Here is a 23238-nt window from a genome sequence, read left to right on the forward strand (position 1 = left end):
AAAAAGGCCGATGGGATTTCCATCGGCCTTTTTCAGATGCCAAGACTGGAGGATATTGGCGATCTTCAGAAACTCATTGTTACAGACTAACGCGAACTCAATTTACGCATGGTGCTGAGGCTAAATGCCGTCGGACGTACGCGTTGGCGCTTCGCTTCGGTCTCTTCCAGAAGCAATACAATCGCCGATGCAGCCATCGCTACCATCATGGATAATGCCAGAAGAAATATCATCATCGCGGTATCCTTTCGTTATAGATACGCTTGAGAAGCGAAAAGGTTGCACCAAATTTGCGCCTATCTTGGTAAATCGGTTGTGAACTTGTCGTGAAATCGTTGTTCATATCGCATTCATCTGTTTTCTTGGTTTCTGATTTCTTTCCAATTGTGGTTGTTGTTGAAAATCTGACGAGAAAAGGCTAGCTGGAAGAAATGACGATAGCGATTTATGCTGGCTCCTTCGACCCGGTGACCAATGGCCATATGGATGTACTGAAAGGCGCGCTGCGCCTTGCGGACAAGGTTATTGTCGCCATTGGCGTGCATCCGGGCAAAAAACCATTGTTCAGTTTTGAGGAACGCGTCGAGCTTATCGGTGCGAGCGCCGAGGTTATTCTGGGTAAGGATGCCAATCGGCTTTCTGTGATTTCATTCGATAATCTGGTGATTGATGCCGCGCGCAAACATGGTGCGCAGCTGATGGTTCGTGGATTACGTGATGGCACAGATCTCGATTATGAGATGCAGATGGCCGGCATGAACGGCACCATGGCGCCGGAACTTCAGACTGTTTTTCTACCTGCCGATCCTGCCGTGCGCACGATTACTGCCACATTGGTTCGTCAGATTGCCTCTATGGGCGGTGATATTCGTCCTTTCGCTCCCGCAGCCGTTGCCGCTGCGCTCGAAGCCAAATTCAAATCCTGATCGCAGGGAGTTTTCCGATCATGCCATTTATTCGTTCGGCGCTTGTCGCAGCTAGCATCGTTGCATTTTCTCAAGGTGCAGCCTTTGCTGCTGACACCCTCAATTTGCAGCTCAAAGACGGCAATGTCGCTATTGAGCTGAACCCAAGCGTTGCACCCAAGCACGTCGCGCAGATTGAAAAGCTGGTGAAGGAAGGCGCTTATAACGGCGTGGCTTTTCATCGCGTGATTCCAGGCTTCATGGCTCAGACAGGCGACGTGAAGTTCGGCAACATGGAAAAGGGTTTCAATGCTTCGCGCGTTGGCACAGGTGGTTCGGAACTGCCAAACATTCCGGCTGAGTTTTCCAAGGAACCTTTCGTGCGCGGTACGGTTGGTATGGCTCGTAGCCAGGACCCGAATTCGGCAAACTCACAGTTCTTTATCATGTTCAATGATGGCGCATTCCTGAACGGCCAGTACACTGTTGTTGGCAAGGTTGTCAGTGGTATGGACGTAGTTGATAAGATCAAAAAGGGAAGTGAATCCGACAATGGCTCGGTTGAAACCCCTGACAAGATCATCAAGGCCACGATCGACAAGAAATAAGTTTTAAATTCAATACGCATCCCTTGTCTCAAGAATCATTCAACATTTTGGGATGCGTTTAATAGGAGAGGCCCGATGGCTTACAAAGACCCAGAAAACACCCTCGTTCTTGAAACCACCAAGGGCAATGTCGTTCTCGAACTCTATCCAGACCTGGCTCCTGGCCATGTAGAACGCATCAAGGAACTTGCGCGCGAAGGCGCTTACGACGGCGTTGTATTCCACCGCGTGATTGATGGTTTCATGGCGCAGACTGGCGACGTGAAGTTCGGCAAGACGGGTGGCGCACATTTCAACGGTTCGCGCGCTGGGATGGGCGGCTCTGAAAAGCCTGATCTTAAGGCAGAATTCTCGAACACGCAGCACAAGCGTGGCACGGCTTCGATGGCACGTTCGCAGAACCCGAACTCGGCCAACTCGCAGTTCTTCATCTGCTTCACCGATGCGCCTTGGCTTGACCGTCAGTACACTGTTTGGGGTCAGGTCATTGAAGGTATGGACAATGTTGACACGATCAAGCGCGGCGAACCGGTTACGGATCCAGACACGATCGTAACTGCACGCATCGCAGCAGACATCTAATCCTGTCGTTTCTATAGAAATACAGCGGCTCCGGTTTTGCCGGGGCCGCTCTTGCTTTGATGCATTTCCGGTCGTGACATTCCGACAGAAATGCTCTGATGAGGTTTATGATGCGCGTTGATCTTTTCGATTTCGATTTGCCGGAAGAGAGCATTGCTCTGCGTCCCGCCGAACCGCGCGACCACGCCAAGCTTTTGCGTGTGCGTCCCGGCCAGCCATTCGAAGATCGACAGGTATTCGAGCTGCCTGATCTGTTGCAGCCGGGCGATGCGCTCGTTTTCAACGATACAAAAGTCATTCCTGCGCAGCTTGAAGGTATGCGCGAGCGCGACGGCAATATTTCGCAGGTCAGTGCGACACTTCACATGCGTACCGGCCCTGATCGCTGGAAAGCATTCCTGCGTCCTGCCAAGCGCGTGAAGGAAGGCGACCGCATCCGTTTCGGCCATTCCGGTTCAAGCTGCTTCCTTGGAACACTCGACGCAACCGTTGCCGAGAAGGGTGACGCGGGTGAAGCTCTGCTGGTGTTCGATCTTTCTGGCGCGATGCTGGATGAAGCCATTGCTTCGGTCGGCCACATTCCTTTGCCGCCTTATATCGCATCCAAGCGCGCTGAAGATGAGCGCGACCGCAGCGATTATCAGACTGTTTATGCGCGTGAGGAAGGGGCTGTTGCAGCACCGACTGCCGGGCTGCATTTCACACCCGATCTGCTCAAGAAAATCCGCGATCGTGGCATCGAAGAACATTTCGTAACGCTGCATGTGGGGGCGGGCACGTTTCTGCCGGTCAAAGCCGACGACACCACGGACCATAAGATGCATTCCGAGATTGGTTACGTTTCGCAGGAAACTTCCGATGCGCTGAATGCCGTTCATGCCCGAGGTGGCCGGGTAATCTGTGTCGGCACAACATCGCTGCGCCTGATTGAGAGCGCTGCCGGTGAAGATGGCATCATTCGCCCATGGGCGGGCCCGACCGATATTTTCATCACACCGGGCTATAAGTTCCGGGCGGTCGATCTGCTGATGACTAATTTCCATTTGCCGCGCTCGACGCTCTTCATGCTTGTTTCGGCCTTTAGCGGTTTCGAGGTGATGCATGAGGCTTATAAGCGCGCAATCGAGACAGGCTACCGTTTCTATTCCTATGGAGATTCCAGTCTTCTTGAGCGACTTTAGGGCACATCCCGAAAAGCGTGAAACGGTTTCCTTTTCCGGCATAATTCATTAGAGACACGGCATGACCAGCGAAAATTTTGAATTCAAAGTGCTTGCGCGTGATGGCGCAGCCCGTCAGGGCGAAATCTCCATGCTGCGCGGCGTGGTGCGCACGCCTGCCTTCATGCCGGTTGGTACGGCCGGAACCGTCAAGGCCATGTATATGGATCAGGTCAAGGAGCTGGGGGCTGATATCATCCTCGGCAATACTTATCACCTGATGCTGCGTCCCGGTGCTGAACGGGTGGCGCGTCTTGGTGGCCTGCACGAATTTGGCGGCTGGAAAGGCCCGATTTTGACCGATTCCGGCGGCTTTCAGGTCATGTCGCTCGCGCAGCTGCGTAAGCTCAATGAAAACGGTGTGACTTTCCGCTCGCATATCGACGGTAAGCCTTATGAAATGACGCCGGAGCGCTCCATCGAAATTCAGGGGCTTCTCGATAGCGACATTCAGATGCAGCTTGATGAGTGCGTGGCACTCCCATCGCCTGAAAATAATACGGAGCGCGCGATGGAATTGTCGCTGCGTTGGGCAGAACGCTGCAAGGTGGCTTTTGGTACACAGGCTGGCAAGGCGATGTTCGGCATCGTGCAGGGCGGTGACAATGCGCGCCTGCGTGAACGCTCTGCCGAAGCGCTGAAGGCCATGGACCTCAAGGGATATTCCGTTGGTGGTCTGGCAGTTGGTGAACCGCAGAGCGTCATGCTCGATATGCTCGAAGTGGTTTGTCCGATTCTGCCCGCCGAAAAGCCACGCTATCTGATGGGCGTTGGCACGCCGGATGACATTCTAAAATCGGTTGCACGCGGCATCGACATGTTCGATTGCGTGATGCCGACACGTGCAGGTCGTCATGGTCTAGCATTTACACGCTTTGGCAAAGTGAACCTGCGCAATGCACGTCATGCCGACGATCATCGTCCGCTTGATCCAGAATCAAATTGCCCGGCGACGCGTGATTACAGCCGCGCCTATCTGCATCATCTGGTGAAGGCCGGCGAAGCATTGGGCGGAATGCTGCTGACATGGAATAATCTGGCCTATTACCAGTATCTCATGCAGGGCATTCGCGCGGCGATTGCTGAAGGGCGTTTTGAAGATTTCGCGGCAGAAACGACTGCTGGATGGGAGAGGGGCGACATATCCCCCCTTTGAGCATGTATTATAATCGAAAGAAAACGCGCCTTTAGGGCGCGTTCTTTATATCTGAATTCAACAAAATACAGTTTTAGCCAGCTTCCAGTATCTGCTCAAGCCGACAGATTACTGAATGCCGCTCTTCATCACTGATGATATCACAATCAAGCAAACGGCCACATTCCAGACCCGAAAGAGCTAGATAGGTAATCAAAACGAGGTTGGGGTCTGTCGCATCTTTCAACATTCGATCCAGAACGGATCGATGATAATGTCGGACCGGAATCATGAAATCCGGATTCTCGACAAGTGCAGCCAGAATTCCGCTGGCTGGCGGCTCGTCATCGGCCTGAATGCGATAAACGTCGAAAAAGGCGCGTGCAATGCGGTTTTTATCGCCGCTTTGGAGGTTCTCCTGAACATCCATCGCACGTTCATGCTCCTTCATATACTCCTCGACCACACCTTCAAGCAGCTTTGCTTTTGTCGGAAACGAATAAAGCAATCCTCCTTTTGAGAGGCCTGCGCGGGCGGCTACCGCGTCGAGAGATATATGGGCTGGTCCGACCTCTTGGGCGAGTTCCACTGCTGCGCGCAAAATGCGCTCTCGCGAAGAGACCTTATTCTTTGTGTGCAATTCTGAGCGTCTCCTGACAGTTCGATAGTTGACAATACCGTCCAGACGGTACAGTTATTTTCATCTGATATTCAAGTAAAATACGTGCGACCAAATTGTGAGGAACATAAAGGAAGCACGCCAACGACGCCCTGGAGTGCATCCGCAATGATCAAACGCCTTATTCTGGCAATAATTTTCCTCGTGATCGTCGTGGGGGGGCTTGTTGGGTTTAACCTGTTCAGAACACAAGCGATCAAAGATTTTTTCGCTAATATGCAGCAGCCAGCCAAGACGGTTTCTACCGTTACCTTGCAGCCCGGTGTATTGACACCCGGTATCGAAGCCATTGGTTCGGCCAATGCAATCAATGGTGTAGACCTGACTGTCCAGGTCAACGGTATCGTTGATAAAATCAACTTCAAGGCCAACCAGGAAGTGAAGCAGGGCGACGTTCTGCTTGAACTGGAAAACAGCATCGAGACTGCCGATCTGGTGGCAGCCAAGGCTGAAGCCGTTCTTGCTGATCAAAACCTGAAGCGTGCTGAAACTCTGCGCACGCGTGGTGTTGGTGCTGTTTCCGACGTCGATACAACAGCTGCAGCCGCGAGCGCCAAGCAGGCTGCTGTTGCGAAAATGCAGGCTGTACTCGACCAGAAAACCGTTACTGCTCCCTTTGATGGCGTAATTGGTATTTCGAAAGTCGATCTTGGGCAGTATCTGACCCCCGGTACCGTAATCGGCACCTTGCAGGAAACTGACAAGATGCGGATTGATTTCACTGTTCCCGAACAGTCGCTAACCTCACTTAAGCTTGGTCAGGCTGTGAAGGTCGGCCCAAGCGCTGATCAACTCAATTACAACGGGACGATTGTCGGTATTGATCCGAAGATTGACTCGTCAAGTCGTCTGGTTTCGGTCCGTGCAGAAGTACAGAACGATGAACCGCGCCTGACACCTGGGCAGTTTGTTCAGGTCCGCATCGAACTTCCACAAGAAGAAAATGTTCTCGCACTTCCCCAAACTGCAATCGTGACCAGCCTTTATGGTGATTACGCCTATGTTGTTCGTCCAGCGCAGCCGAAGGAAGGTGAAAAGGCTCCTGAAGGACAGGCTGAAAAGCTCGTCGCACAGCAAGTCTTCGTCAAGCTCGGTCGTCGTTATGGCGGCGTTGTAGAAATAACGGATGGCTTGAAGGCTGGCGATATCGTGATCAATGCAGGTCAAAACCGGCTTTCGCCGGGAGCTACTGTAACGATCGACAACACAGTCAATCCGCTGCCTGCGGCTGACAAGTAATAGGCGAGCAAGATGAGCTTTTCCGATATCTTCATCCGGCGACCTGTACTTGCTACTGTGGTCGCTCTCATGATCATTCTTCTGGGGCTTCAGGGGATTGCGCAGCTTACGGTGCGTGAATATCCGAAAGTCGACGAAACCGTTATTACCGTTACTACGGCTTATGCCGGCGCAAGCGCGGAGCTTATTCAGGGCTTCATCACGTCGCCAATCGCTGAATCGGTGGCAACCACTGAAGACATTGACTACGTCACTTCTTCCAGCCGTCCTTCGTCGAGCACGGTGACGGTCCAGATGAAGCTTGGCGCTAACCCGGATGCCGCACTCACCGAAGTGATTGCGAAGGTTAATCAGGTTCGCGGCAACCTACCGTCTGAATCCGATGATCCGGTAATCGTCAAAGGAACTGGTCAGAGCTTCGCTACCATGTATCTGGCAGCGCAAAACCCAAACATGACCAGCGAGCAGATCACAGAGTATCTGGAGCGCGTTATTCAGCCTCGCATGTCCACCATTCAGGGTGTGGCAAAGGCTGAAATTCTCGGTGGCCAGGTCTATTCGATGCGTGTGTGGATTGATCCAATCCAGTTGGCAGCGCGTGAGATCACGGCACCTGAAGTTCTGGCCGCCATCAATGCGTCGAACTTCCTCTCGGCACCGGGTACGACCAAGAACCAGTATGTCTCGTCTTCGATCACACTGGAATCGACCTTGCAGACACCTGAAGCCTTCGGTGCTATGCCGATCAAGACTTCCGGCGATGAGGTCGTTCGTCTTCGTGATGTCGCAAAGGTAGAACTGGCTGCGAAAAGCACAGATACAATCGTTGCGTTCAACGGTTCTGCCGGTACGTTCTTGGGCGTTTACCCAACGCCTGCTGCAAACCCAATTGATATGGCGAACGCCGTTCGCAAGGAACTGCCGTCGATCCAGGCATCGCTTCCTGAAGGCATGAAGCTTGATCTCGTCTATGACGCGACCGAGCAGATCAGCTCTTCGATCAAGGAAGTGTTCACGACCATTGGGGAAGCCGTGGCCATCGTTATTCTGGTCATCATCGTTTTCCTCGGTTCGTTCCGTGCAGTGCTTATTCCAATCGTAACGATCCCGATTTCGCTGATCGGCGTCTGCTTCTTCCTTTATATCCTCGGCTTCTCGATCAACCTTTTGTCGCTTCTCGCGATGGTGCTGGCGATCGGTCTGGTGGTCGATGACGCGATTGTGGTGTTGGAGAATATTCACCGACATATCGAGGAAGGATTGCGTCCAATGGATGCGGCCTTCAAGGGTATGAAGGAAATCACCGGCTCAATTATCGCGATGACCATCACTCTGGCTGCAGTGTTCGCACCTCTCGGGTTTACCGGCGGTTTGACCGGTTCTCTGTTCCGGGAGTTTGCCTTCACGCTGGCCGGCGCTGTTATCATCTCAGGCGTTGCGGCATTGACGATTTCGCCGATGATGTGTGCGCGCATGCTTAAGCATGGCGAAGCATCGCGGTTCCAGAAGTTCATCGATGGCACCTTCTCGAGATTCGAGAAGTGGTATCATCGCATGGTATCGGGCTCGCTTAATTATCGCCCGATTACATTGATGATCGTTATTGCTCTGGTTGGTCTCACAGGCTTCCTGTTCGTCAACACATCAACCGAACTGGCACCTGAAGAAGATTCCGGCGCGCTGTTCTCGATGTTCCAGGCTCCGCAATATGCAACGTCCGCTTATACCAACCTCTATGCCGAGCAGATTGATGGTCTGACCAAAGATCTGCCAGAACTGGATACACGCTTCCAGATCGTCGGTATGGATGGCGGTACGAATTCGGGTATTGCGCTCTGGGTGTTGAAGGATTGGTCTGAGCGTTCGCGTTCGCAAAAGGCAATCCAGCAGGATCTGACCGCACGCATCGATAAGGTGGCTGGTGTTGAAGCATTCATCTTCGCGCCACCATCCCTACCAGGTACGGGCGGCGGTCTACCGATTTCGATTGCTCTTCAGTCGACTGGTCCTTCTGATCAGGTGTTCGAGCTTGCTGAAGAAATCAAGAACGAGGCACAGGCGACGGGTCAGTTCATCATCGTTCAGAACTCGATGTCCTACAATGCTCCGCAGACGACGATTACGATTGACCGCGATCGTGCTGCGACGCTTGGTGTTCAGGTCAGCGACATCGGTTCGACGCTTGGTCTTCTGACAGGTGGTGCAAAGATTGCCCAGTTCGACCGCGATTCCAACAGCTATGACATCATCAGTCAGGTGCCGGATATCTATCGTTCAAACCCGGAAAAGCTTGGCGAATTCTACGTCCGCAGTGTTTCGGGTTCGATGGTGCCTCTGTCATCGGTCATTCAGATCAAGCAGAACGCTTCTCCTGCGGCTATTGAGCAGTTCAACCAGCTCAATTCTGCAACGATTTCCGCTCTGCCAATGCCAAGCGTGACTACGGGTCAAGGCCTGCAGACGCTCGTCAATCTGGCTCAGCAAAAGATGCCTGAAGGCTTCTTCCTCGACTATTCTGGACAGTCGCGTCTCGAAGTAGAGCAGGGAAACACGATTCTGATCGCTTTCGGCCTCGCCGTTATCGTTATCTATCTCGTGCTGGCTGCGCAGTTCGAAAGCTTCCGCGATCCGTTCATCATCATGATGTCGGTTCCGCTTTCGATCTTCGGTGCTATCGTTCCGCTAAACCTTGGCCTTGGAACGCTGAACATCTACACACAGGTCGGTCTCATTACACTCGTGGGGCTGATAACCAAGCACGGCATTCTGATGGTGGAGTTCGCCAATCAGCAACGCCGCCTGCATGGTCATTCGCGTCGTGAAGCCATCATTCTCTCCGCAGAAACTCGTCTGCGTCCGATTCTGATGACGACGGCTGCAATGGCGCTGGGTGTTGTTCCACTGATCATTGCAAGCGGTGCGGGTGCAGCGGCGCGTTACTCGATGGGTCTGGTGATTTTCACCGGTATCACCATCGGCACGGTCTTCACGCTGTTCGTGGTTCCGATGTTCTATACGTTCATCGCCAAGAAGGACGTGGAAGGCGAGTTCGTACCGTCGCAGGAAGATGGCAAGGAGCCTGCGGCAGCAGCCCATCACTGAAACTTGTCCATCACTGAAACTTGTCCATCACTGAAACTTGTATTGAATAATCAGATTAAGGGCGGCCACATGTGGGCCGCCCTTTTTGTTGGGATTTGAGCGTATTTCGATCTGATTTTATCAGATCGGCGCTCTGATTTCTTTCCAACATAATCTTGTCGATCCTCGTTTCACTCCGGTCGGATTACGCTCTGTTGCATTCCAACCGTTCCACACCATATGAGCAGGCATGATACCTTTATCCGTACTCGATCTTTCACCCGTCCCTGAAGGCAGCGATGCAGGACAGTCTCTGCGCAACACGCTCGAATTGGCCCAGCAGGCCGAAAAACTGGGCTTTACGCGCTATTGGCTGGCCGAGCATCACAACATGCCCGGTATTGCCAGTGCGGCTACCTCGGTCGTTATCGGCCATGTGGCAGCGGGCACATCCACCATCCGCGTTGGTGCGGGCGGCATCATGCTGCCAAACCATTCGCCATTGGTGATTGCCGAACAATTCGGCACACTGGCGTCATTGTTTCCGGGTCGTATCGATCTGGGCCTCGGTCGTGCGCCGGGTACCGACCAATTGACCGCGCACGCGCTTCGCCGCAATCTGGAAAGTAGCGCCAATGATTTTCCGCGCGATGTCGTGGAGCTTCTTAATTACTTCAAGCCTGTCGACCCGGCGCAGCGTGTGCAAGCCGTACCTGGCGCTGGGTTGAATGTTCCAGTCTGGATTCTCGGGTCCAGCTTGTTTGGTGCGCAACTGGCTGCAATGCTTGGGCTGCCGTATGGATTCGCTTCGCATTTCGCGCCCGCTGATATGGAACGTGCTGTCGAACTTTATCGTGAACGCTTTGAGCCATCCGAATATCTTCAGAAGCCATACGTGATGCTCGGGCTCAACGTGATTGCGGCCGATACGGATGAAGAGGCACATCATCTGTTTACGTCGCAGTTGCAGGCATTTGTGAACTTGCGCAGCGGTCGTCCGGGTAAATTACCTGCGCCTGTCGCAGGTTATCAGGAGCAGCTTGATCCTTCAGCACAAGCGCTTGTTCGCCAAATGCTGTCATGTCGTGTGGTGGGTGGCCCTGAAACCGTCGATAAGGGCATTCGTGAATTTGCCGAACGGACAGGCGCTGACGAGTTGATGGTAACTGGTATGATCTATGACCATCAGAAGCGTCTTCGTTCCTATGAGATCGTCAGCAACTCGATGGCGTGAGGATCAAACTCCCGGTTGACTTCGGTAAGAAGCCAATCTCGAAAAGCTTTGACCGCAGGCGTGTTTGCGCGCGCCTGCGGTGTTACAAAGTAATAGCTGCTCGGGCTTTTGACCGTGTGCTGGTAGGCAACAACAAGCTGCCCGCTTTCAATTTCGGCGCTGATTAGAAACAGCGGCATCAGCGCAATACCAAGCCCAGCTACACAAGCCTGAGAAACATTCGAGAATTGCTCGAAGCGCATTCCGCCCGCTATTGGCGCTGCAATGTCGAGGCTTTTGAACCAGTGGTTCCATGCGCCGGGTCGTGACGCCATGTTGAAAAGCGGCAGTCGCAATAAGTCGCTGGGTGCAGTAACCGGGTGCTGTTTCAGAAAAGCCGGGCTGCACACAGGCGCAACCGTTTCCTCCATCAAAAATGTGCAGTCTGCATTGGGCCAGTTCGGTTGGCCAATATGAATTGCTGCATCAAGTCCCTCTCGTTCAAAGTCGAACTGACCTATACGCGTGGCAAAATTTAGAATGATATCTGGATAGTGAGCGACAAAACGAGGTATTCGCGGGATCAGCCACCGCGTTCCAAAGGTTGGTAGAAACGCCAGATTGAGTGTTGTCCCACGCATTTGCGACATGACCTGTAGCGAGGCTGCGCGGATGGAAGCAAGGGCTGGACTGATAGCATTCCGATAGGCGCGTCCGGCATCGGTCAGCAAAACATGGCGGCTGGTGCGGTCAAACAGGGCGGCACCGAGTTGTTCTTCCAGTGTTGCAATCTGGCGACTTACCGCGCCTTGCGTCAACGAAAGCTCTTCTGCGGCGGTAGAAAAGCTCTCGTGTCGCGCCACCGCGTCAAATGCGGCAAGCGCGCTCGTTGATGGAAGCAGGCGTCTCGATAGTGATGTCATCATCTATTACTAAACGGAATAGATGGATGAGTAAACGTTCATTGCATGACTCCGCTTTTCAGGCCACATTTGGGCAACTGAATTTGAGGAGATTATTCATGTCGCGTGCCGTATTTAACTGGGAAGATCCGTTTCTGCTCGATGAGCAGCTGACCGAAGATGAGCGCATGATCCGCGATTCGGCGCAGGCTTTTGCGAGCGATATTCTCCTGCCGCGCATTGAAAAAGCTTATCTTGATGAAACGACCGATCCCGATCTGTTTCGTTTGATGGGGCAGGCTGGTCTTCTTGGCGTAACGCTGCCTGAAGAATATGGCGCAGCCAATGCTGGCTATGTTTCTTATGGTCTGGTGGCGCGCGAAGTTGAGCGTATCGATTCTGGCTACCGCTCCATGATGAGTGTGCAGTCTTCGCTCGTGATGTATCCGATCTACGCTTACGGCTCTGACGGGCAGCGCAAGAAATATCTGCCGGGTCTGGTTTCTGGCGAGTTGATTGGCTGTTTCGGTCTGACCGAACCGGATGCGGGTTCCGATCCTGCTGGCATGAAAACGCGCGCCGACAAGATTGATGGCGGTTATCGCATCAGCGGTTCCAAGATGTGGATTTCCAACTCGCCGATTGCCGATGTGTTTGTGGTCTGGGCCAAGTCGACAGCGCATGACAATGCAATCCGCGGCTTTGTGCTCGAAAAGGGCATGAAGGGACTTTCGGCTCCAAAGATTGGCGGTAAGCTTTCGCTGCGTGCGTCTGTCACCGGCGAAATCGTCATGGATGGCGTGGAAGTATCTGAAGATGCAATTCTGCCGAATGTTTCAGGTCTTAAGGGGCCGTTCGGCTGTCTTAACCGCGCTCGCTATGGCATTTCGTGGGGTGTGTTGGGTGCAGCAGAAGATTGTTGGTTCCGCGCGCGCCAGTATGGGCTTGATCGCAAACAGTTCGACAAGCCGCTGGCTGGAACGCAGCTTTATCAAAAGAAGCTTGCTGACATGCAGACCGAAATCACCCTTGGCTTGCAGGCATCGTTGCGTGTTGGCCGTCTGTTTGACGAAGGCAAGATGGCGCCTGAGATGATTTCTATCGTCAAACGCAACAACTGCGGCAAGGCACTGGATATTGCGCGTCAGGCGCGCGACATGCATGGCGGCAATGGCATTCAGATCGAGTATCACGTCATGCGCCACGCCCAGAACCTTGAAACCGTCAATACCTATGAGGGTACACATGACGTTCATGCGCTGATCCTCGGACGTGCACAGACCGGCATTCAGGCTTTCTTCTGATCGCAGTTTATCGCTCGGAGAGGTTTTGAGAAATGCAGAATACACCGCTTGCGGGTCTGAAAGTCATTGAACTGGCCCGCATTCTGGCGGGCCCATGGGTCGGGCAGACGCTGTCCGACCTTGGCGCGGATGTTATCAAGGTTGAAAGCCCGGAGGGTGATGATACCCGCAAATGGGGCCCGCCATTTATCGACGTGGAAGGTGAAAAGTCGGCAGCCTATTTCCACGCCTGCAATCGTGGCAAGCAATCGATCATTGCCGATTTTCGCACTGATGAGGGCAGGGAGCTTGTACGCAAGCTCGTTGCCGATGCGGATGTGGTGATTGAGAACTTTAAGCTCGGTGGACTTGATAAATACGGCCTCGACTACGAAAGCCTGAAGGCGATCAATCCGCGCCTCATCTATTGCTCTATCACGGGTTTCGGCCACACCGGGCCTTATGCAGAACGTGCGGGTTATGATTTCATGATCCAGGGCATGGGTGGCATTATGGATCTGACCGGCGAACCCGATCGTGAGCCGCAAAAGATCGGCGTGGCCTTCGCAGATATCTTCACAGGGCTTTATAGCGTCATTGGTATTCAGTCGGCTCTCATCATGCGTGAGCGCACGGGCAAGGGGCAGCACATTGATATGGCGTTGTTTGATTGCATGTCGGCAGTTCTTGCCAATCAGGCGATGAATTATATGGCATCTGGGGTTTCGCCCAAACGTATGGGCAATGCGCATCCGAACATCGCGCCTTACCAGACGCTGCCGGTCTCAGACGGTTATTTCATCATTGCCTGCGGCAATGACGGGCAGTTTGCGAAGCTGACGTCTCTTTTGGGGATAGGTGAACTGGCGAGTGATTCCCGCTTTCTTACCAACTCGTCCCGCGTTGCCAATCGCGATGCGCTCACCGATTTGCTCGAAGAGCGCACGAAGCAATGGTTACGTGACGATATTCTGGCAGCACTTGCCAAAGCAGGCGTGCCTGCTGGGCCGATCAACACGGTTGAAGATGTGTTTGCCGATCCGCAATTCATCGCGCGCCAGATGAGAATCGATCCCGATGGTGTGCCGGGTTTGCGTACGCCAATCCGATTCTCGGACGCTGAACTGAAATTGGATAAGCGATCCCCCAATCTTGGTGAACATAGCAATGATATTTAACAAAAACCCCGCTTTAAGCGGGGTTTTTAGTAGGTCAGTCGTCGGTGGCGACCATCACGTCTGATGCTTTAACGACTGCATAGGCCGTCTTGCCAACCTTGAGGTCAAGTTCATCTACGGCTTCGTTGGTGATGGACGAGGTAACGACGACACCATTTCCAATGTCGATTCGGATATGAGCCGTGGTGGCACCCTTGGTGACATCAACGATTGTGCCTTTAAGGCGATTGCGAGCGCTGATTTTCATATTGTCTTCCCGAAGTTGATTAGCGTCTGATGGAGGCAATACTGCATTTGAGCAGCAACAATAACATCTCCAAATGGAGAAGCTATTGATAACCACAGCGCTACAAATAGGAGTATTCTCGGGAAGAGAATGGTGCGGTCGAGAAGACTCGAACTTCCACGGGTTGCCCCACAGCGACCTCAACGCTGCGCGTCTACCAATTCCGCCACGACCGCACGTGGTAGAGCTGAACAATGTCAGCGAGTGGCGATGTAGCAAATCACTTTCGACTGCACAAGACCATTCTTTCAGTTCAGCACAATTGAATGAAATAAATTTATCACAAGCTTAAATGTATGATTTTAAAACGCAAAAGACCCCGCATTCTCTGGGATGTAAACCAGATTGCAGAGTTTCGTCATAAGTGCATCATAAATTAGGAGAGAGAATGGTGCGGTCGAGAAGACTCGAACTTCCACGGGTTGCCCCACAGCGACCTCAACGCTGCGCGTCTACCAATTCCGCCACGACCGCACGTGGTAGAGCTGAACAATGTCAGCGAGGAGGCATCTAGCAAATCGATCCGAAAGGTACAAGCCTGTTCTTGTGCATCTGCCAATCTTTTTCATAAAAGAGTGGGTAAAAGTCGAAATACTGCAATTTCAGGCGCTTAAAACTTTAATTTTCCTGGCTTTTTTGTGTCAAGATTTTGGCTATTTTGGGAGTTTAAGCGCTGATCTATGTGAATTTGGCATAGATCGTGACGAATCTTTTTCGTTCCATCAACCGCTTATGCCCTGAAGCCTTTTGATGTCTTCCAGTCGTTTAACGGTTTCCGCGTAGCCAATATCGATTGCTTCCGATGCGCGGTGAAAGTCGGCTAGGCCGATTTGTCCGACGGTTGGCATCAGCGAAACATCGGGTGGATCGCCAGCCATGCGGGCACGAGAAATGCGGTCCTGGATAATGTTGAAAGCCTCCATCATCACGCCGGTAATACCGAGTCGGCTTTCCTTCTCTCCATGGATCGTTTCGCTGAGCGTGTCCTGCCGTGACTGTGCATGTTTGATAACAGCCGCGCGGCCGAACTGGTCGTAGTGGAGATTTACGGCAAGCACGAGCCGCTGTTCATAGGCACGACACACCGAGACGGGGACTGGATTGACCAGCGCACCATCGACCAGCACACGCTCTTGCCAGCGCACAGGTTCGAACACACCGGGCAGGGCGTAGGACGCACGCATGGCTTCGACAAGTGGGCCAGTAGAGAGCCAGATTTCATGGCCAGTGCGCAATTCGGTACAAACCGCAACGAATGGACGATCCAGATCTTCAAGGCGCAGGCCGTCGAGGTGCTCGCGCATTCGTCCATCGAGCTTCATGCCGCCGAACAAACCACTGCCGCGAAATGTGATGTCGAGAAGGTTGAACATGCGCCGCCGCGTCAGGCTGCGCGCGAATTCTTCGAGTTGATCAAGCTTGCCCGCCAAATAGCAGCCGCCGACAAGCGCGCCGATTGACGTGCCGGCAATCATTTCAATTTCGATTCCTGCTTCATCGAGTGCGCGTAGAACACCGATATGAGCCCAGCCGCGCGCGGCACCGCCGCCCAATGCGAGAGCAATGCGACGCGGTTCATGCCTGACTTGCGGCAGATCGATGATTTCTTCTTCCGGCTTCAAGGGTTGCGTATTGGCTGCCTTGCGCCTTTGACCCCATGCGAGCATATCGACTGAGCACCTCTTGTTTCGGTTAGAGTATTTCCACCTTTGATTGAATAAGGAGAAACGCTCTCAGTATTTGTTCTGTCGCATTGTCCTACGCAAAACCACTACGCACTTTTGCTGGAAATGCTTTCATTTATCAAAACACTGTATCGAAACAATAAATGCTGCAAATTGAAGGCGCGAGAGAAAATCGCGCCATCACATCGATTTGAGCGAGTTCATAGATCGTGAGAGAAAATTAGTGTTCGTGCTCGCACGAGCCATTCAGGGAAAGGCTAACCTTGCCATCTTCAGACTGAACCTGACGATAAAAGCACGAGCGACGGCCCGTGTGGCAAGTGGGGCCATCTCCAGCAACGCTGACCTTCAGCCAAAGCGCGTCCTGATCGCAATCGGTGCGCAGTTCGACAACGCTTTGCAGATTGCCGGAGGTTTCGCCCTTTTTCCAAAGCGTGTTGCGTGATCGCGACCAGTAGTGAGCAATGCCGGTTTCGAGCGTCAGGCGCAACGCTTCCTCGTTCATATGGGCGACCATCAGCAACTCACCATCACGCGCGTCTGTTACGATAGCAGTGATAAGACCTGATGCATCGAAGCGCGGCATGAAAACCGCGCCTTCTTCAATGGCCTTCTTGTCAGAGGGCTGGGCAGGAAAAATGCTCATTGTTGCGCCTGAATATATGTCTTACTTGCGAATAAGGCTCATGAAACGAACCTGTTCGTTCACTTCTTCCTTAAAAGTGCCAGTAAAGGTCGTCGTGATTGTGCTTGAACCCTGTTTGCGGATACCGCGCATCGCCATGCACATATGTTCTGCATCAATCATAACCGCAACACCGCGCGGTTTCAGAATGCGCTGAATGCTGTCTGCGATCTGTGCGGTGATGCTTTCCTGTGTTTGCAGGCGGCGCGCAAAAATATCAACAACGCGCGCAATCTTCGACAGACCAAGCACCTTGCCATCTGGCAAATAGGCGACATGCGCTTTACCGATGATAGGCACCATATGATGCTCACAATGCGAGAAGAAGGAAATATCCTTCACCAGCACCATGTCATTATAGCCGGAGACTTCTTCAAAGGTGGTGCCAAGAACATCTTCAGGGCTTTCGGCATAGCCGCCGAACAACTCACTGTAGGATTTGGCAACGCGCTTTGGTGTATCGAGCAATCCTTCACGGTCAGGATTATCTCCTGCCCAGCGAAGCAGTGTGCGTACAGCGGCTTCTGCTTCGGCCTGCGTTGGCTTTGGCAAATCTGCGGGCAGATTGGATTCGTCATCGATTTTAAGGATGCGAGCGTCCATCAGTATTCTCCAGTAGTCTCCTTCGAGGAGGAGACGAGTTAAACGGACAATACAACGATGCGCTTTGCGAGCGGGCGATGTATTGATCCGGCAACACCAAGCTGCCGGACGGAAAATCGTGCGGCTGCTCATAACCATGTGATAATCTGTCCATGGCGCAGTCACGACTTGCCTATTATATAGACAGGAAAATGCAACTTCAAACGTTAACCGGGCGACAAATTTACGTTTTTATCCGGTGAGGCGGAAGGTTTGTCTAAATGATCGACGAAGTTTACAACAAACGTATCCTTGAATTTGCGGGGAATATCGAGCGCATAGGGCGAATTGCTGCCCCAGATGCGGTAGCAACTGTTCACTCAAAATTGTGCGGGTCGACCGTTACTGTCTATTTGAAGATGGTTGACGGTGTTGTCACGGATTTCGCGCATGAGGTGAAAGCTTGCGCATTGGGGCAGGCATCGTCGTCGGTTATGGCACGAAATGTCATCGGCTGCTCATCAGAAGAGCTGAGAGCTGCACGTGACGCGATGTATAAGATGCTCAAAGAAAATGGCCCTGCACCGGAAGGCCGTTTTGAGGATCTGAAATATTTCGAGCCAGTGCGTGAATACAGGGCGCGCCATGCTTCGACGCTTCTGACTTTCGATGCGGTTGTCGACTGCATTCGCCAGATCGAAGAAAAGGTGCAGGCCGCCTGATATGTGCAGTTGCGGAAAGGATCACCTAAATAACGCTGCGACAACGAAGAATCGTCAGACCCGCAACTTTACCGATCCATGGCGGAAAACACCGGGCAGGGTGCTGGGAACAAGCTTCATCAGGCTTTATCAGCTCACGCTGTCCTCATTCATCGGCAATTCCTGCCGCCATATGCCGACCTGTTCAGAATATACCTACGAATCTGTCGCTCGTTATGGTTTGTGGAGCGGTAGCTGGATGGGCTTGTTTCGTATTATGCGTTGCGGTCCGATGGGCACACATGGCTTTGATCCAGTGCCAAAAGATTTGCCTGGCCATTACCGTTGGTATCTGCCGTGGCGTTACTGGCGGGTTTCCTCACCGAAAAACTGACAGCATTATTTTCATCAGGCAGACAAAAAACTGTTAAGTTAATCATGCTTGATTAGAGTTCGTTAATAATAAATCGGTTTTATGCGGAAAAGGAAATCAGGTTGATCGGGCGTCTTTTTGACGCCGCAATTGACCTTCATTTGCATCCAGTTTTCTTTTCTTGCGAGTCATTATGCCGAAATCGTCGTCCCGCACCTCCCTGCTAGTAGCCGGTGTTGCGCTTGGTGCCAGCATTCTATGCTCCACTAGCGCCATGGCGAATGTATCGTGGGTGGTTTTCGATGCCGATACCGGTATCGTTCTGGGACAAGACGATGCAACGGAGCAACACGCTCCCGCATCATTGGCCAAGATGATGACGCTTTACCTGACATTTGAAGCGCTCAAGACCGGAAAACTGCATTGGGATGATGAAATGCCCATCTCCAAGAATGCAGCTGCAAAAGTTAGAATGAAGCTGTATCTGAAGGCTGGCGAGACGATTTCCGTCCGTGATGCCGTCAACGGTATGGTCATTGTTTCTGCAAATGATGCCGCAACCGTTGTTGGCGAATATCTGGGTGGTTCGGAATCAGGTTTTGGTCGCCTCATGACGCAGAGAGCCCGGAACCTTGGCATGAAAAGCACATATTTCGCCAACCCATCGGGCTTGACCGCAAAGATGACACAGCTGACGACCGCCCGCGACATGGCCGTACTTGGCATGTCGCTCCGTCGTGATTTCCCGCAGGAATACGCGCTGTTTTCCCAGCGTTCGTTCACCTACAAGGGCCGTCCGTTTAACGGCCATAACAACCTGATGTATCGTTATCAGGGCGTTGATGGGATCAAGACCGGCTATACCGATGTTTCGGGCTACAATCTTGTTTCTTCTGCAATCATCAATGACAAGCATCTTGTGGGCGTTGTGCTTGGTGCCGGTTCGTCGCGGGAACGTGATGACCGGATGGCAAAGCTACTAACGCGCTTTGGCACTGAAGGCACTGGAACGGCGACCGAAGAAATTGTTGCGGCAGTTCAGACACCATTGCCGGTTATCTCGCCGCTTAAGCCTCAAAAGCCGAAAGTCGATGCTGTAGCGGACATGATCGACGATTCCAAAATCGAGCAGGGCGATGGTGGCTTTCTGGTGAAATCTGCAATATCTGCCTGGCGCGTTCAGGTTGGCGTGACCCCATCGCGCAAAGGTGCAGACGAGTTACAGGCCAAGTACATGCCTGTTGTGAGCCGTTTGGTTCCGGGTACGAAGGCTGAAATTTCGACGGCTCCGCGTGGTCGCAAGGTTTATCGTGTTCGTTTCACAGGCTTCAAAGATTCGGATGCCGCTGAAAAGACCTGTGCGAAGCTCAAGCAGCAGGGCGTTCCCTGCCTCGCCATCCGTAACTGAGTTCATTTAGTTTTTGGAGTTTTAACGGTGCCGTGATGCAGTTTGCCACGGCGCTTTTGCTTTACGGACTGGCGAAAAAAGATTAATAGCCAGTCTTCATTCAAAGTTGCATAAGCATTTTAATCGAAATGTAGAGCAGCAAAAGGGCAGTTCTGTACTTATATTGGTGCAGTGCTGCTTCGTGCGTAAACCACCCGCAATCGTTGGCGGGACTGGATAAGGAAGAATATGATGTCGAATGTTTCCATGCAATTTCCCGATGGCTCGGTGCGCGAATATAATGCCGCCACAACCGGTGCCGAACTTGCAGAATCAATCTCCAAATCACTTGCAAAGAAGGCTGTGGCTTATGCCGTAGACGGTACCGTGCGTGATCTTTCTGATCCGCTTGGTGCTTCCGGTGCCATCGAAATTCTGACCCGTGAAGACCCGCGCTCGCTGGAACTGATCCGTCATGACACGGCTCACGTTTTGGCTGAAGCCGTGCAGGAGCTTTTCCCGGGAACGCAGGTAACGATCGGCCCAGTCATCGAGAATGGCTTTTATTACGACTTCGCGCGTAATGAACCGTTCACGCCTGATGACCTGCCAGTGATCGAAAAGAAGATGCGCGAAATCATTCAGCGCAACAAGCCGTTCACCAAGCAGGTTTGGTCGCGCGAGAAGGCCAAGCAGGTTTTTGCCGATAAAGGCGAGAGCTACAAGGTTGAGCTCGTCGATGCGATCCCTGAAGGCCAGGATCTTAAGATCTACAATCAGGGCGAATGGTTCGATCTTTGCCGTGGCCCGCATATGGCGTCCACTGGCCAGATTGGCAATTCATTCAAGCTGATGAAAGTTGCAGGCGCATATTGGCGCGGCGATGCCAATAACCCGATGTTGACACGCATCTATGGTACGGCATTTGCCAACGACAATGATCTTCAAGCCTATCTCCATATGCTTGAAGAAGCTGAAAAGCGTGATCACCGCCGCCTTGGCCGCGAAATGGACCTGTTCCATTTCCAGGAAGAAGGTCCGGGCGTTGTGTTCTGGCATGCCAAAGGCTGGCGTATGTTCCAGACGCTGGTAAGCTATATGCGTCGTCGTCTCGACAGCCATGGCTATCAGGAAGTGAATGCGCCACAGGTACTGGACAAGTCCCTTTGGGAAACGTCCGGTCACTGGGGCTGGTATCGCGACAACATGTTCAAGGTGACTGTTGCCGGTGATGATACCGACGATGATCGCGTGTTTGCGCTCAAGCCAATGAATTGTCCAGGTCACGTTCAGATATTTAAGCATGGTCTTAAGTCTTACCGCGATCTGCCTATAAAGCTTGCAGAGTTTGGCAATGTGCATCGCTACGAACCATCGGGCGCGCTGCATGGTCTTATGCGTGTTCGCGGCTTCACACAGGACGACGCGCATGTGTTCTGCACCGAAGAACAGATGGCTTCAGAATGCTTGCGGATCAATGATCTCATTCTGTCGGTCTACAAAGACTTCGGCTTCAAAGGGATCACGATCAAGCTGTCCACACGGCCTGAAAAGCGCGTCGGTTCGGACGAATTGTGGGATCGCGCTGAAAGCGTGATGATGACGGTTCTTGAACAGATCAAGGAACAGTCGGATGACATCAAGACCGGTATTCTGCCGGGCGAGGGTGCGTTCTACGGTCCGAAGTTCGAATATACGCTGAAGGATGCCATCGGTCGTGAGTGGCAGTGCGGAACGACGCAGGTTGACTTCAATCTGCCGGAACGCTTCGGTGCATTCTACATCGACAGCAATTCTGAAAAGACCCAACCGGTTATGATCCATCGTGCAATCTGCGGTTCGATGGAGCGTTTCCTGGGCATTCTGATCGAGAATTTTGCTGGACACATGCCGCTTTGGTTTGCGCCGATTCAGGTTGTTGTTGCGACAATTACCTCGGAAGCTGATGGTTATGCAGCTGAGGTTGCGGCCAAGCTCAAGGCTGCTGGCTTGCAGGTCATCACCGACGTGCGCAACGAGAAGATCAACTACAAGGTCCGCGAGCATTCGCTGCAGAAGGTTCCTGTCATTCTCGTTTGCGGTATGCGAGAAGCTGAAGAAAAAACGGTCAATATGCGTCGTCTTGGTTCGCAGGCTCAGGTGTCGATGACGCTGGACGAAGCGATTGCTCAATTGTCAGAAGAAGCAACGCCACCTGATCTGGTACGTTTGAAGAACGATGCGAAATAATAAAAAGGCCCGCGAAAGCGGGCCTTTTTTATGAAAATGCGTGTTCAATCAGTCTTGCCCTGAGAAACCGTCATCAGGTGCTTCGGATTCACGGTTTGCGACCACTTCTACTTCGCCATTTGCGCCAGATGTCACTTTGAAATCGCGCTGATAGATTCGGTCTTTGTTCTTGGCGACAGCAACATAGTCGCCTTCAATCAAAACCATCGACGAGTAAGCACCAGCGCTTTCACGTACAACATCGCCAGAAGCGTTCAGGATTGACCATGACGTGTCGGCAAGAGCCTCGCCGCCTTTTTCACGCACCAGCTTCAAGACAACTTCCGCCGCGCGATGCTGCACTGTTGCTTCGGTCAGCTTGCCTGCTTCAACGCGAATATCTGCGCGGATAACAGCATTTGCGGAGCCATAGTTTGAAACCACGTGATAAGTGCCGCTATTCAATCGGATGATTGTTTCCGGCTTCACATCCGGGACAATGAGAGAACGGTCGTTGTTATCTTCGTCGGCATAAATGGAGAAGCGAACGAGATCGCCTTTGATCTTACCTTCATCCGGCAGGACAGCACTCAGCTTCATGCCACCCGCATCGAGCGTCATCACTTCATGACGACTGGCATTGGTGAGTGTAATGCGCTTTGTCGCGCCCGCACGGCCATAAGCGGCATGCACCAGATAACTGCCTTCTGGCAGATTGAACACTGTACTGCCGCCTTTTGACGAGGCGATGAGAGCCAACTGTCCATCCGGTCCAACCTCTGGTGCAAAGACGCGCCATACAAGGCCGGTCGAAATATCCGGGCCATCCTCATTGAGACGTGCTTTCAGGTCCAGCTCACTCGTTTTGACCAGAGGATTATTCTCGGGGCTTGTCGGGTTTGCATAAGGGCTGAGTGTTGGCAAATTGAGCTTTGGTTCCGGAAAGTTCGGAAGACCAATCGTGCTGTTTGTCTGTACTGCTCCGTTGCTACCCGAGGGAGCCGGTATAGCAGGGGCCGGTGCAGGTGGTTCTAGTTGGAAACCCGGTAGTTTGAATCCGCCATCAGAACCGCCTTGCCGACCACCGCCAAAGCCATCACCCATTCCGCTACCCATGCCACCGCCAGGGCCACCCGGCCCGCCAGGGCCTTGAGCGAATGCAGAAGAAGCAATCAGGACAACCGACAGCGCCGCCACAAATGACTTGCTGCGCGATGATTTTGCACTGCTTGTTTGAAACAGACCCAGAATATCTGACATGATGATGTTTTGAACCCAAGCGGGTGGCGAATTCAAGGCCAAATCG

General features: G+C 52.6%; 22 protein-coding genes and 2 tRNA genes. 14 read left to right on the forward strand and 10 right to left on the reverse strand.

The genetic code is table 11. The features are described from left to right. Positions 1-86 precede the first annotated feature (86 nt). A complete protein-coding gene (locus tag QBD00_RS03450) occupies positions 87-236 on the reverse strand; it encodes a hypothetical protein (RefSeq protein WP_166673844.1) in 150 nt (49 codons plus the stop codon). Positions 237-431: 195 nt separating this feature from the next. Here QBD00_RS03450 and coaD point away from each other — a divergent pair, with 195 nt between their 5' ends. From coaD to tgt, 5 genes are all read left to right on the forward strand, one after another. Further along, positions 432-926 (forward strand): pantetheine-phosphate adenylyltransferase, encoded by a 495-nt coding sequence (gene coaD, locus QBD00_RS03455; protein ID WP_095446699.1) that lies wholly within the window; start codon positions 432-434, stop codon positions 924-926. 20 nt (positions 927-946) lie between these two features. After that, complete coding sequence (locus tag QBD00_RS03460) at positions 947-1513, forward strand: peptidylprolyl isomerase (RefSeq protein WP_095446698.1); 567 nt, start codon at positions 947-949, stop codon at positions 1511-1513. A gap of 75 nt (positions 1514-1588) precedes the next feature. After that, positions 1589-2095, forward strand: a complete 507-nt coding sequence (locus tag QBD00_RS03465; RefSeq protein WP_095446697.1) for a peptidylprolyl isomerase — start codon at positions 1589-1591, stop codon at positions 2093-2095. Positions 2096-2205: 110 nt separating this feature from the next. After that, entirely contained in the window at positions 2206-3276 is a 1071-nt protein-coding gene (gene queA, locus QBD00_RS03470; protein ID WP_318578641.1) for a tRNA preQ1(34) S-adenosylmethionine ribosyltransferase-isomerase QueA, read from the forward strand. A 61-nt stretch (positions 3277-3337) separates the two neighbouring features. Further along, on the forward strand, positions 3338-4471 hold the full coding sequence (gene tgt, locus QBD00_RS03475; protein ID WP_318578642.1) for a tRNA guanosine(34) transglycosylase Tgt: 1134 nt from the start codon (positions 3338-3340) through the stop codon (positions 4469-4471). A 73-nt stretch (positions 4472-4544) separates the two neighbouring features. Here tgt and QBD00_RS03480 read toward each other — a convergent pair whose 3' ends face one another. Further along, positions 4545-5090: a TetR/AcrR family transcriptional regulator gene (locus tag QBD00_RS03480; RefSeq protein ID WP_095446694.1), complete on the reverse strand. Its 546-nt coding sequence runs from the start codon at positions 5088-5090 to the stop codon at positions 4545-4547. 147 nt (positions 5091-5237) lie between these two features. On the opposite strand from QBD00_RS03480, the gene QBD00_RS03485 reads away from it, so the two are divergent. The 3 genes from QBD00_RS03485 (at position 5238) to QBD00_RS03495 (ending at position 10683) form a co-directional block, all read left to right on the forward strand. Then, a complete protein-coding gene (locus tag QBD00_RS03485; protein WP_318578643.1) occupies positions 5238-6368 on the forward strand; it encodes an efflux RND transporter periplasmic adaptor subunit in 1131 nt (376 codons plus the stop codon). Positions 6369-6380: 12 nt separating this feature from the next. After that, positions 6381-9470 (forward strand): efflux RND transporter permease subunit, encoded by a 3090-nt coding sequence (locus QBD00_RS03490; protein ID WP_095446692.1) that lies wholly within the window; start codon positions 6381-6383, stop codon positions 9468-9470. Positions 9471-9699: 229 nt separating this feature from the next. Next, positions 9700-10683: an LLM class flavin-dependent oxidoreductase gene (locus QBD00_RS03495; protein ID WP_151093725.1), complete on the forward strand. Its 984-nt coding sequence runs from the start codon at positions 9700-9702 to the stop codon at positions 10681-10683. Here the strand turns inward: QBD00_RS03495 and QBD00_RS03500 are convergent. Further along, positions 10653-11585, reverse strand: coding sequence for a LysR family transcriptional regulator (locus QBD00_RS03500; RefSeq protein ID WP_095446690.1), 933 nt, complete (start codon positions 11583-11585; stop codon positions 10653-10655). The genes QBD00_RS03495 and QBD00_RS03500 overlap by 31 nt on opposite strands. Before the next feature lie 98 nt (positions 11586-11683). Between QBD00_RS03500 and QBD00_RS03505 the strand changes: the two genes are divergently transcribed. Together QBD00_RS03505 and QBD00_RS03510 are read left to right on the forward strand one after the other, a co-directional pair. Then, complete coding sequence (locus QBD00_RS03505; protein WP_318578644.1) at positions 11684-12868, forward strand: acyl-CoA dehydrogenase; 1185 nt, start codon at positions 11684-11686, stop codon at positions 12866-12868. A 32-nt stretch (positions 12869-12900) separates the two neighbouring features. Next, positions 12901-14025 carry a CaiB/BaiF CoA transferase family protein gene (locus tag QBD00_RS03510; RefSeq protein ID WP_191793033.1) on the forward strand — a complete coding sequence of 375 codons (1125 nt, stop codon included), beginning with the start codon at positions 12901-12903 and terminating at the stop codon, positions 14023-14025. A gap of 34 nt (positions 14026-14059) precedes the next feature. Here the strand turns inward: QBD00_RS03510 and QBD00_RS03515 are convergent, their stop codons facing one another. From QBD00_RS03515 to folE, 6 genes are all read right to left on the reverse strand, one after another. Further along, complete coding sequence (locus QBD00_RS03515) at positions 14060-14272, reverse strand: TOBE domain-containing protein (RefSeq protein WP_064320641.1); 213 nt, start codon at positions 14270-14272, stop codon at positions 14060-14062. 130 nt (positions 14273-14402) lie between these two features. Further along, positions 14403-14487, reverse strand: a tRNA-Leu gene (locus tag QBD00_RS03520). Positions 14488-14700: 213 nt separating this feature from the next. Continuing rightward, positions 14701-14785 (reverse strand) — tRNA-Leu (locus QBD00_RS03525). A gap of 248 nt (positions 14786-15033) precedes the next feature. Continuing rightward, positions 15034-15978, reverse strand: a complete 945-nt coding sequence (locus tag QBD00_RS03530) for a patatin-like phospholipase family protein (RefSeq protein ID WP_151093732.1) — start codon at positions 15976-15978, stop codon at positions 15034-15036. Between the two features lie 238 nt (positions 15979-16216). Next, a complete protein-coding gene (hisI, locus tag QBD00_RS03535) occupies positions 16217-16642 on the reverse strand; it encodes a phosphoribosyl-AMP cyclohydrolase (protein WP_318578645.1) in 426 nt (141 codons plus the stop codon). Between the two features lie 21 nt (positions 16643-16663). Beyond that, a complete protein-coding gene (folE, locus tag QBD00_RS03540; RefSeq protein ID WP_095446684.1) occupies positions 16664-17284 on the reverse strand; it encodes a GTP cyclohydrolase I FolE in 621 nt (206 codons plus the stop codon). A 260-nt stretch (positions 17285-17544) separates the two neighbouring features. Between folE and QBD00_RS03545 the strand changes: the two genes are divergently transcribed. The 4 genes from QBD00_RS03545 to thrS all read left to right on the forward strand — a co-directional run bounded on the left by QBD00_RS03545 (position 17545) and on the right by thrS (position 21953). Continuing rightward, the gene (locus QBD00_RS03545) at positions 17545-17985 is read left to right on the forward strand and encodes an iron-sulfur cluster assembly scaffold protein (protein ID WP_151093738.1); all 441 of its coding nucleotides are present in this window, start codon (positions 17545-17547) and stop codon (positions 17983-17985) included. 1 nt (position 17986) lies between these two features. Next, on the forward strand, positions 17987-18358 hold the full coding sequence (gene yidD / locus QBD00_RS03550) for a membrane protein insertion efficiency factor YidD (RefSeq protein ID WP_151093740.1): 372 nt from the start codon (positions 17987-17989) through the stop codon (positions 18356-18358). 172 nt (positions 18359-18530) lie between these two features. Continuing rightward, the gene (locus tag QBD00_RS03555) at positions 18531-19745 is read left to right on the forward strand and encodes a D-alanyl-D-alanine carboxypeptidase (protein ID WP_095446681.1); all 1215 of its coding nucleotides are present in this window, start codon (positions 18531-18533) and stop codon (positions 19743-19745) included. 228 nt (positions 19746-19973) lie between these two features. Next, on the forward strand, positions 19974-21953 hold the full coding sequence (thrS, locus tag QBD00_RS03560) for a threonine--tRNA ligase (RefSeq protein ID WP_264231045.1): 1980 nt from the start codon (positions 19974-19976) through the stop codon (positions 21951-21953). 48 nt (positions 21954-22001) lie between these two features. Here the strand turns inward: thrS and QBD00_RS03565 are convergent, their stop codons facing one another. Next, positions 22002-22940: a hypothetical protein gene (locus tag QBD00_RS03565; RefSeq protein WP_412534979.1), complete on the reverse strand. Its 939-nt coding sequence runs from the start codon at positions 22938-22940 to the stop codon at positions 22002-22004. Positions 22941-23238: the final 298 nt, after the last annotated feature.

The organism is Ochrobactrum sp. AN78 (assembly GCF_029909885.1).
Taxonomy (GTDB): domain Bacteria; phylum Pseudomonadota; class Alphaproteobacteria; order Rhizobiales; family Rhizobiaceae; genus Brucella; species Brucella quorumnocens.

Coding starts and splice junctions, on each gene's coding strand:
- QBD00_RS03485 (WP_318578643.1), top strand. CDS start 5,238: ATGATCAAACGCCTTATTCTGGCAATAATTTTCCTCGTGATCGTCGTG.
- QBD00_RS03495 (WP_151093725.1), top strand. CDS start 9,700: ATGATACCTTTATCCGTACTCGATCTTTCACCCGTCCCTGAAGGCAGC.
- QBD00_RS03490 (WP_095446692.1), top strand. CDS start 6,381: ATGAGCTTTTCCGATATCTTCATCCGGCGACCTGTACTTGCTACTGTG.
- folE (WP_095446684.1), bottom strand. CDS start 17,284: ATGGACGCTCGCATCCTTAAAATCGATGACGAATCCAATCTGCCCGCA.
- QBD00_RS03510 (WP_191793033.1), top strand. CDS start 12,901: ATGCAGAATACACCGCTTGCGGGTCTGAAAGTCATTGAACTGGCCCGC.
- thrS (WP_264231045.1), top strand. CDS start 19,974: ATGATGTCGAATGTTTCCATGCAATTTCCCGATGGCTCGGTGCGCGAA.
- tgt (WP_318578642.1), top strand. CDS start 3,338: ATGACCAGCGAAAATTTTGAATTCAAAGTGCTTGCGCGTGATGGCGCA.
- QBD00_RS03555 (WP_095446681.1), top strand. CDS start 18,531: ATGCCGAAATCGTCGTCCCGCACCTCCCTGCTAGTAGCCGGTGTTGCG.
- QBD00_RS03505 (WP_318578644.1), top strand. CDS start 11,684: ATGTCGCGTGCCGTATTTAACTGGGAAGATCCGTTTCTGCTCGATGAG.
- yidD (WP_151093740.1), top strand. CDS start 17,987: ATGTGCAGTTGCGGAAAGGATCACCTAAATAACGCTGCGACAACGAAG.
- QBD00_RS03530 (WP_151093732.1), bottom strand. CDS start 15,978: ATGCTCGCATGGGGTCAAAGGCGCAAGGCAGCCAATACGCAACCCTTG.
- hisI (WP_318578645.1), bottom strand. CDS start 16,642: ATGAGCATTTTTCCTGCCCAGCCCTCTGACAAGAAGGCCATTGAAGAA.
- QBD00_RS03545 (WP_151093738.1), top strand. CDS start 17,545: ATGATCGACGAAGTTTACAACAAACGTATCCTTGAATTTGCGGGGAAT.
- QBD00_RS03460 (WP_095446698.1), top strand. CDS start 947: ATGCCATTTATTCGTTCGGCGCTTGTCGCAGCTAGCATCGTTGCATTT.
- QBD00_RS03465 (WP_095446697.1), top strand. CDS start 1,589: ATGGCTTACAAAGACCCAGAAAACACCCTCGTTCTTGAAACCACCAAG.
- QBD00_RS03450 (WP_166673844.1), bottom strand. CDS start 236: ATGATGATATTTCTTCTGGCATTATCCATGATGGTAGCGATGGCTGCA.
- coaD (WP_095446699.1), top strand. CDS start 432: ATGACGATAGCGATTTATGCTGGCTCCTTCGACCCGGTGACCAATGGC.
- QBD00_RS03515 (WP_064320641.1), bottom strand. CDS start 14,272: ATGAAAATCAGCGCTCGCAATCGCCTTAAAGGCACAATCGTTGATGTC.
- QBD00_RS03500 (WP_095446690.1), bottom strand. CDS start 11,585: ATGACATCACTATCGAGACGCCTGCTTCCATCAACGAGCGCGCTTGCC.
- queA (WP_318578641.1), top strand. CDS start 2,206: ATGCGCGTTGATCTTTTCGATTTCGATTTGCCGGAAGAGAGCATTGCT.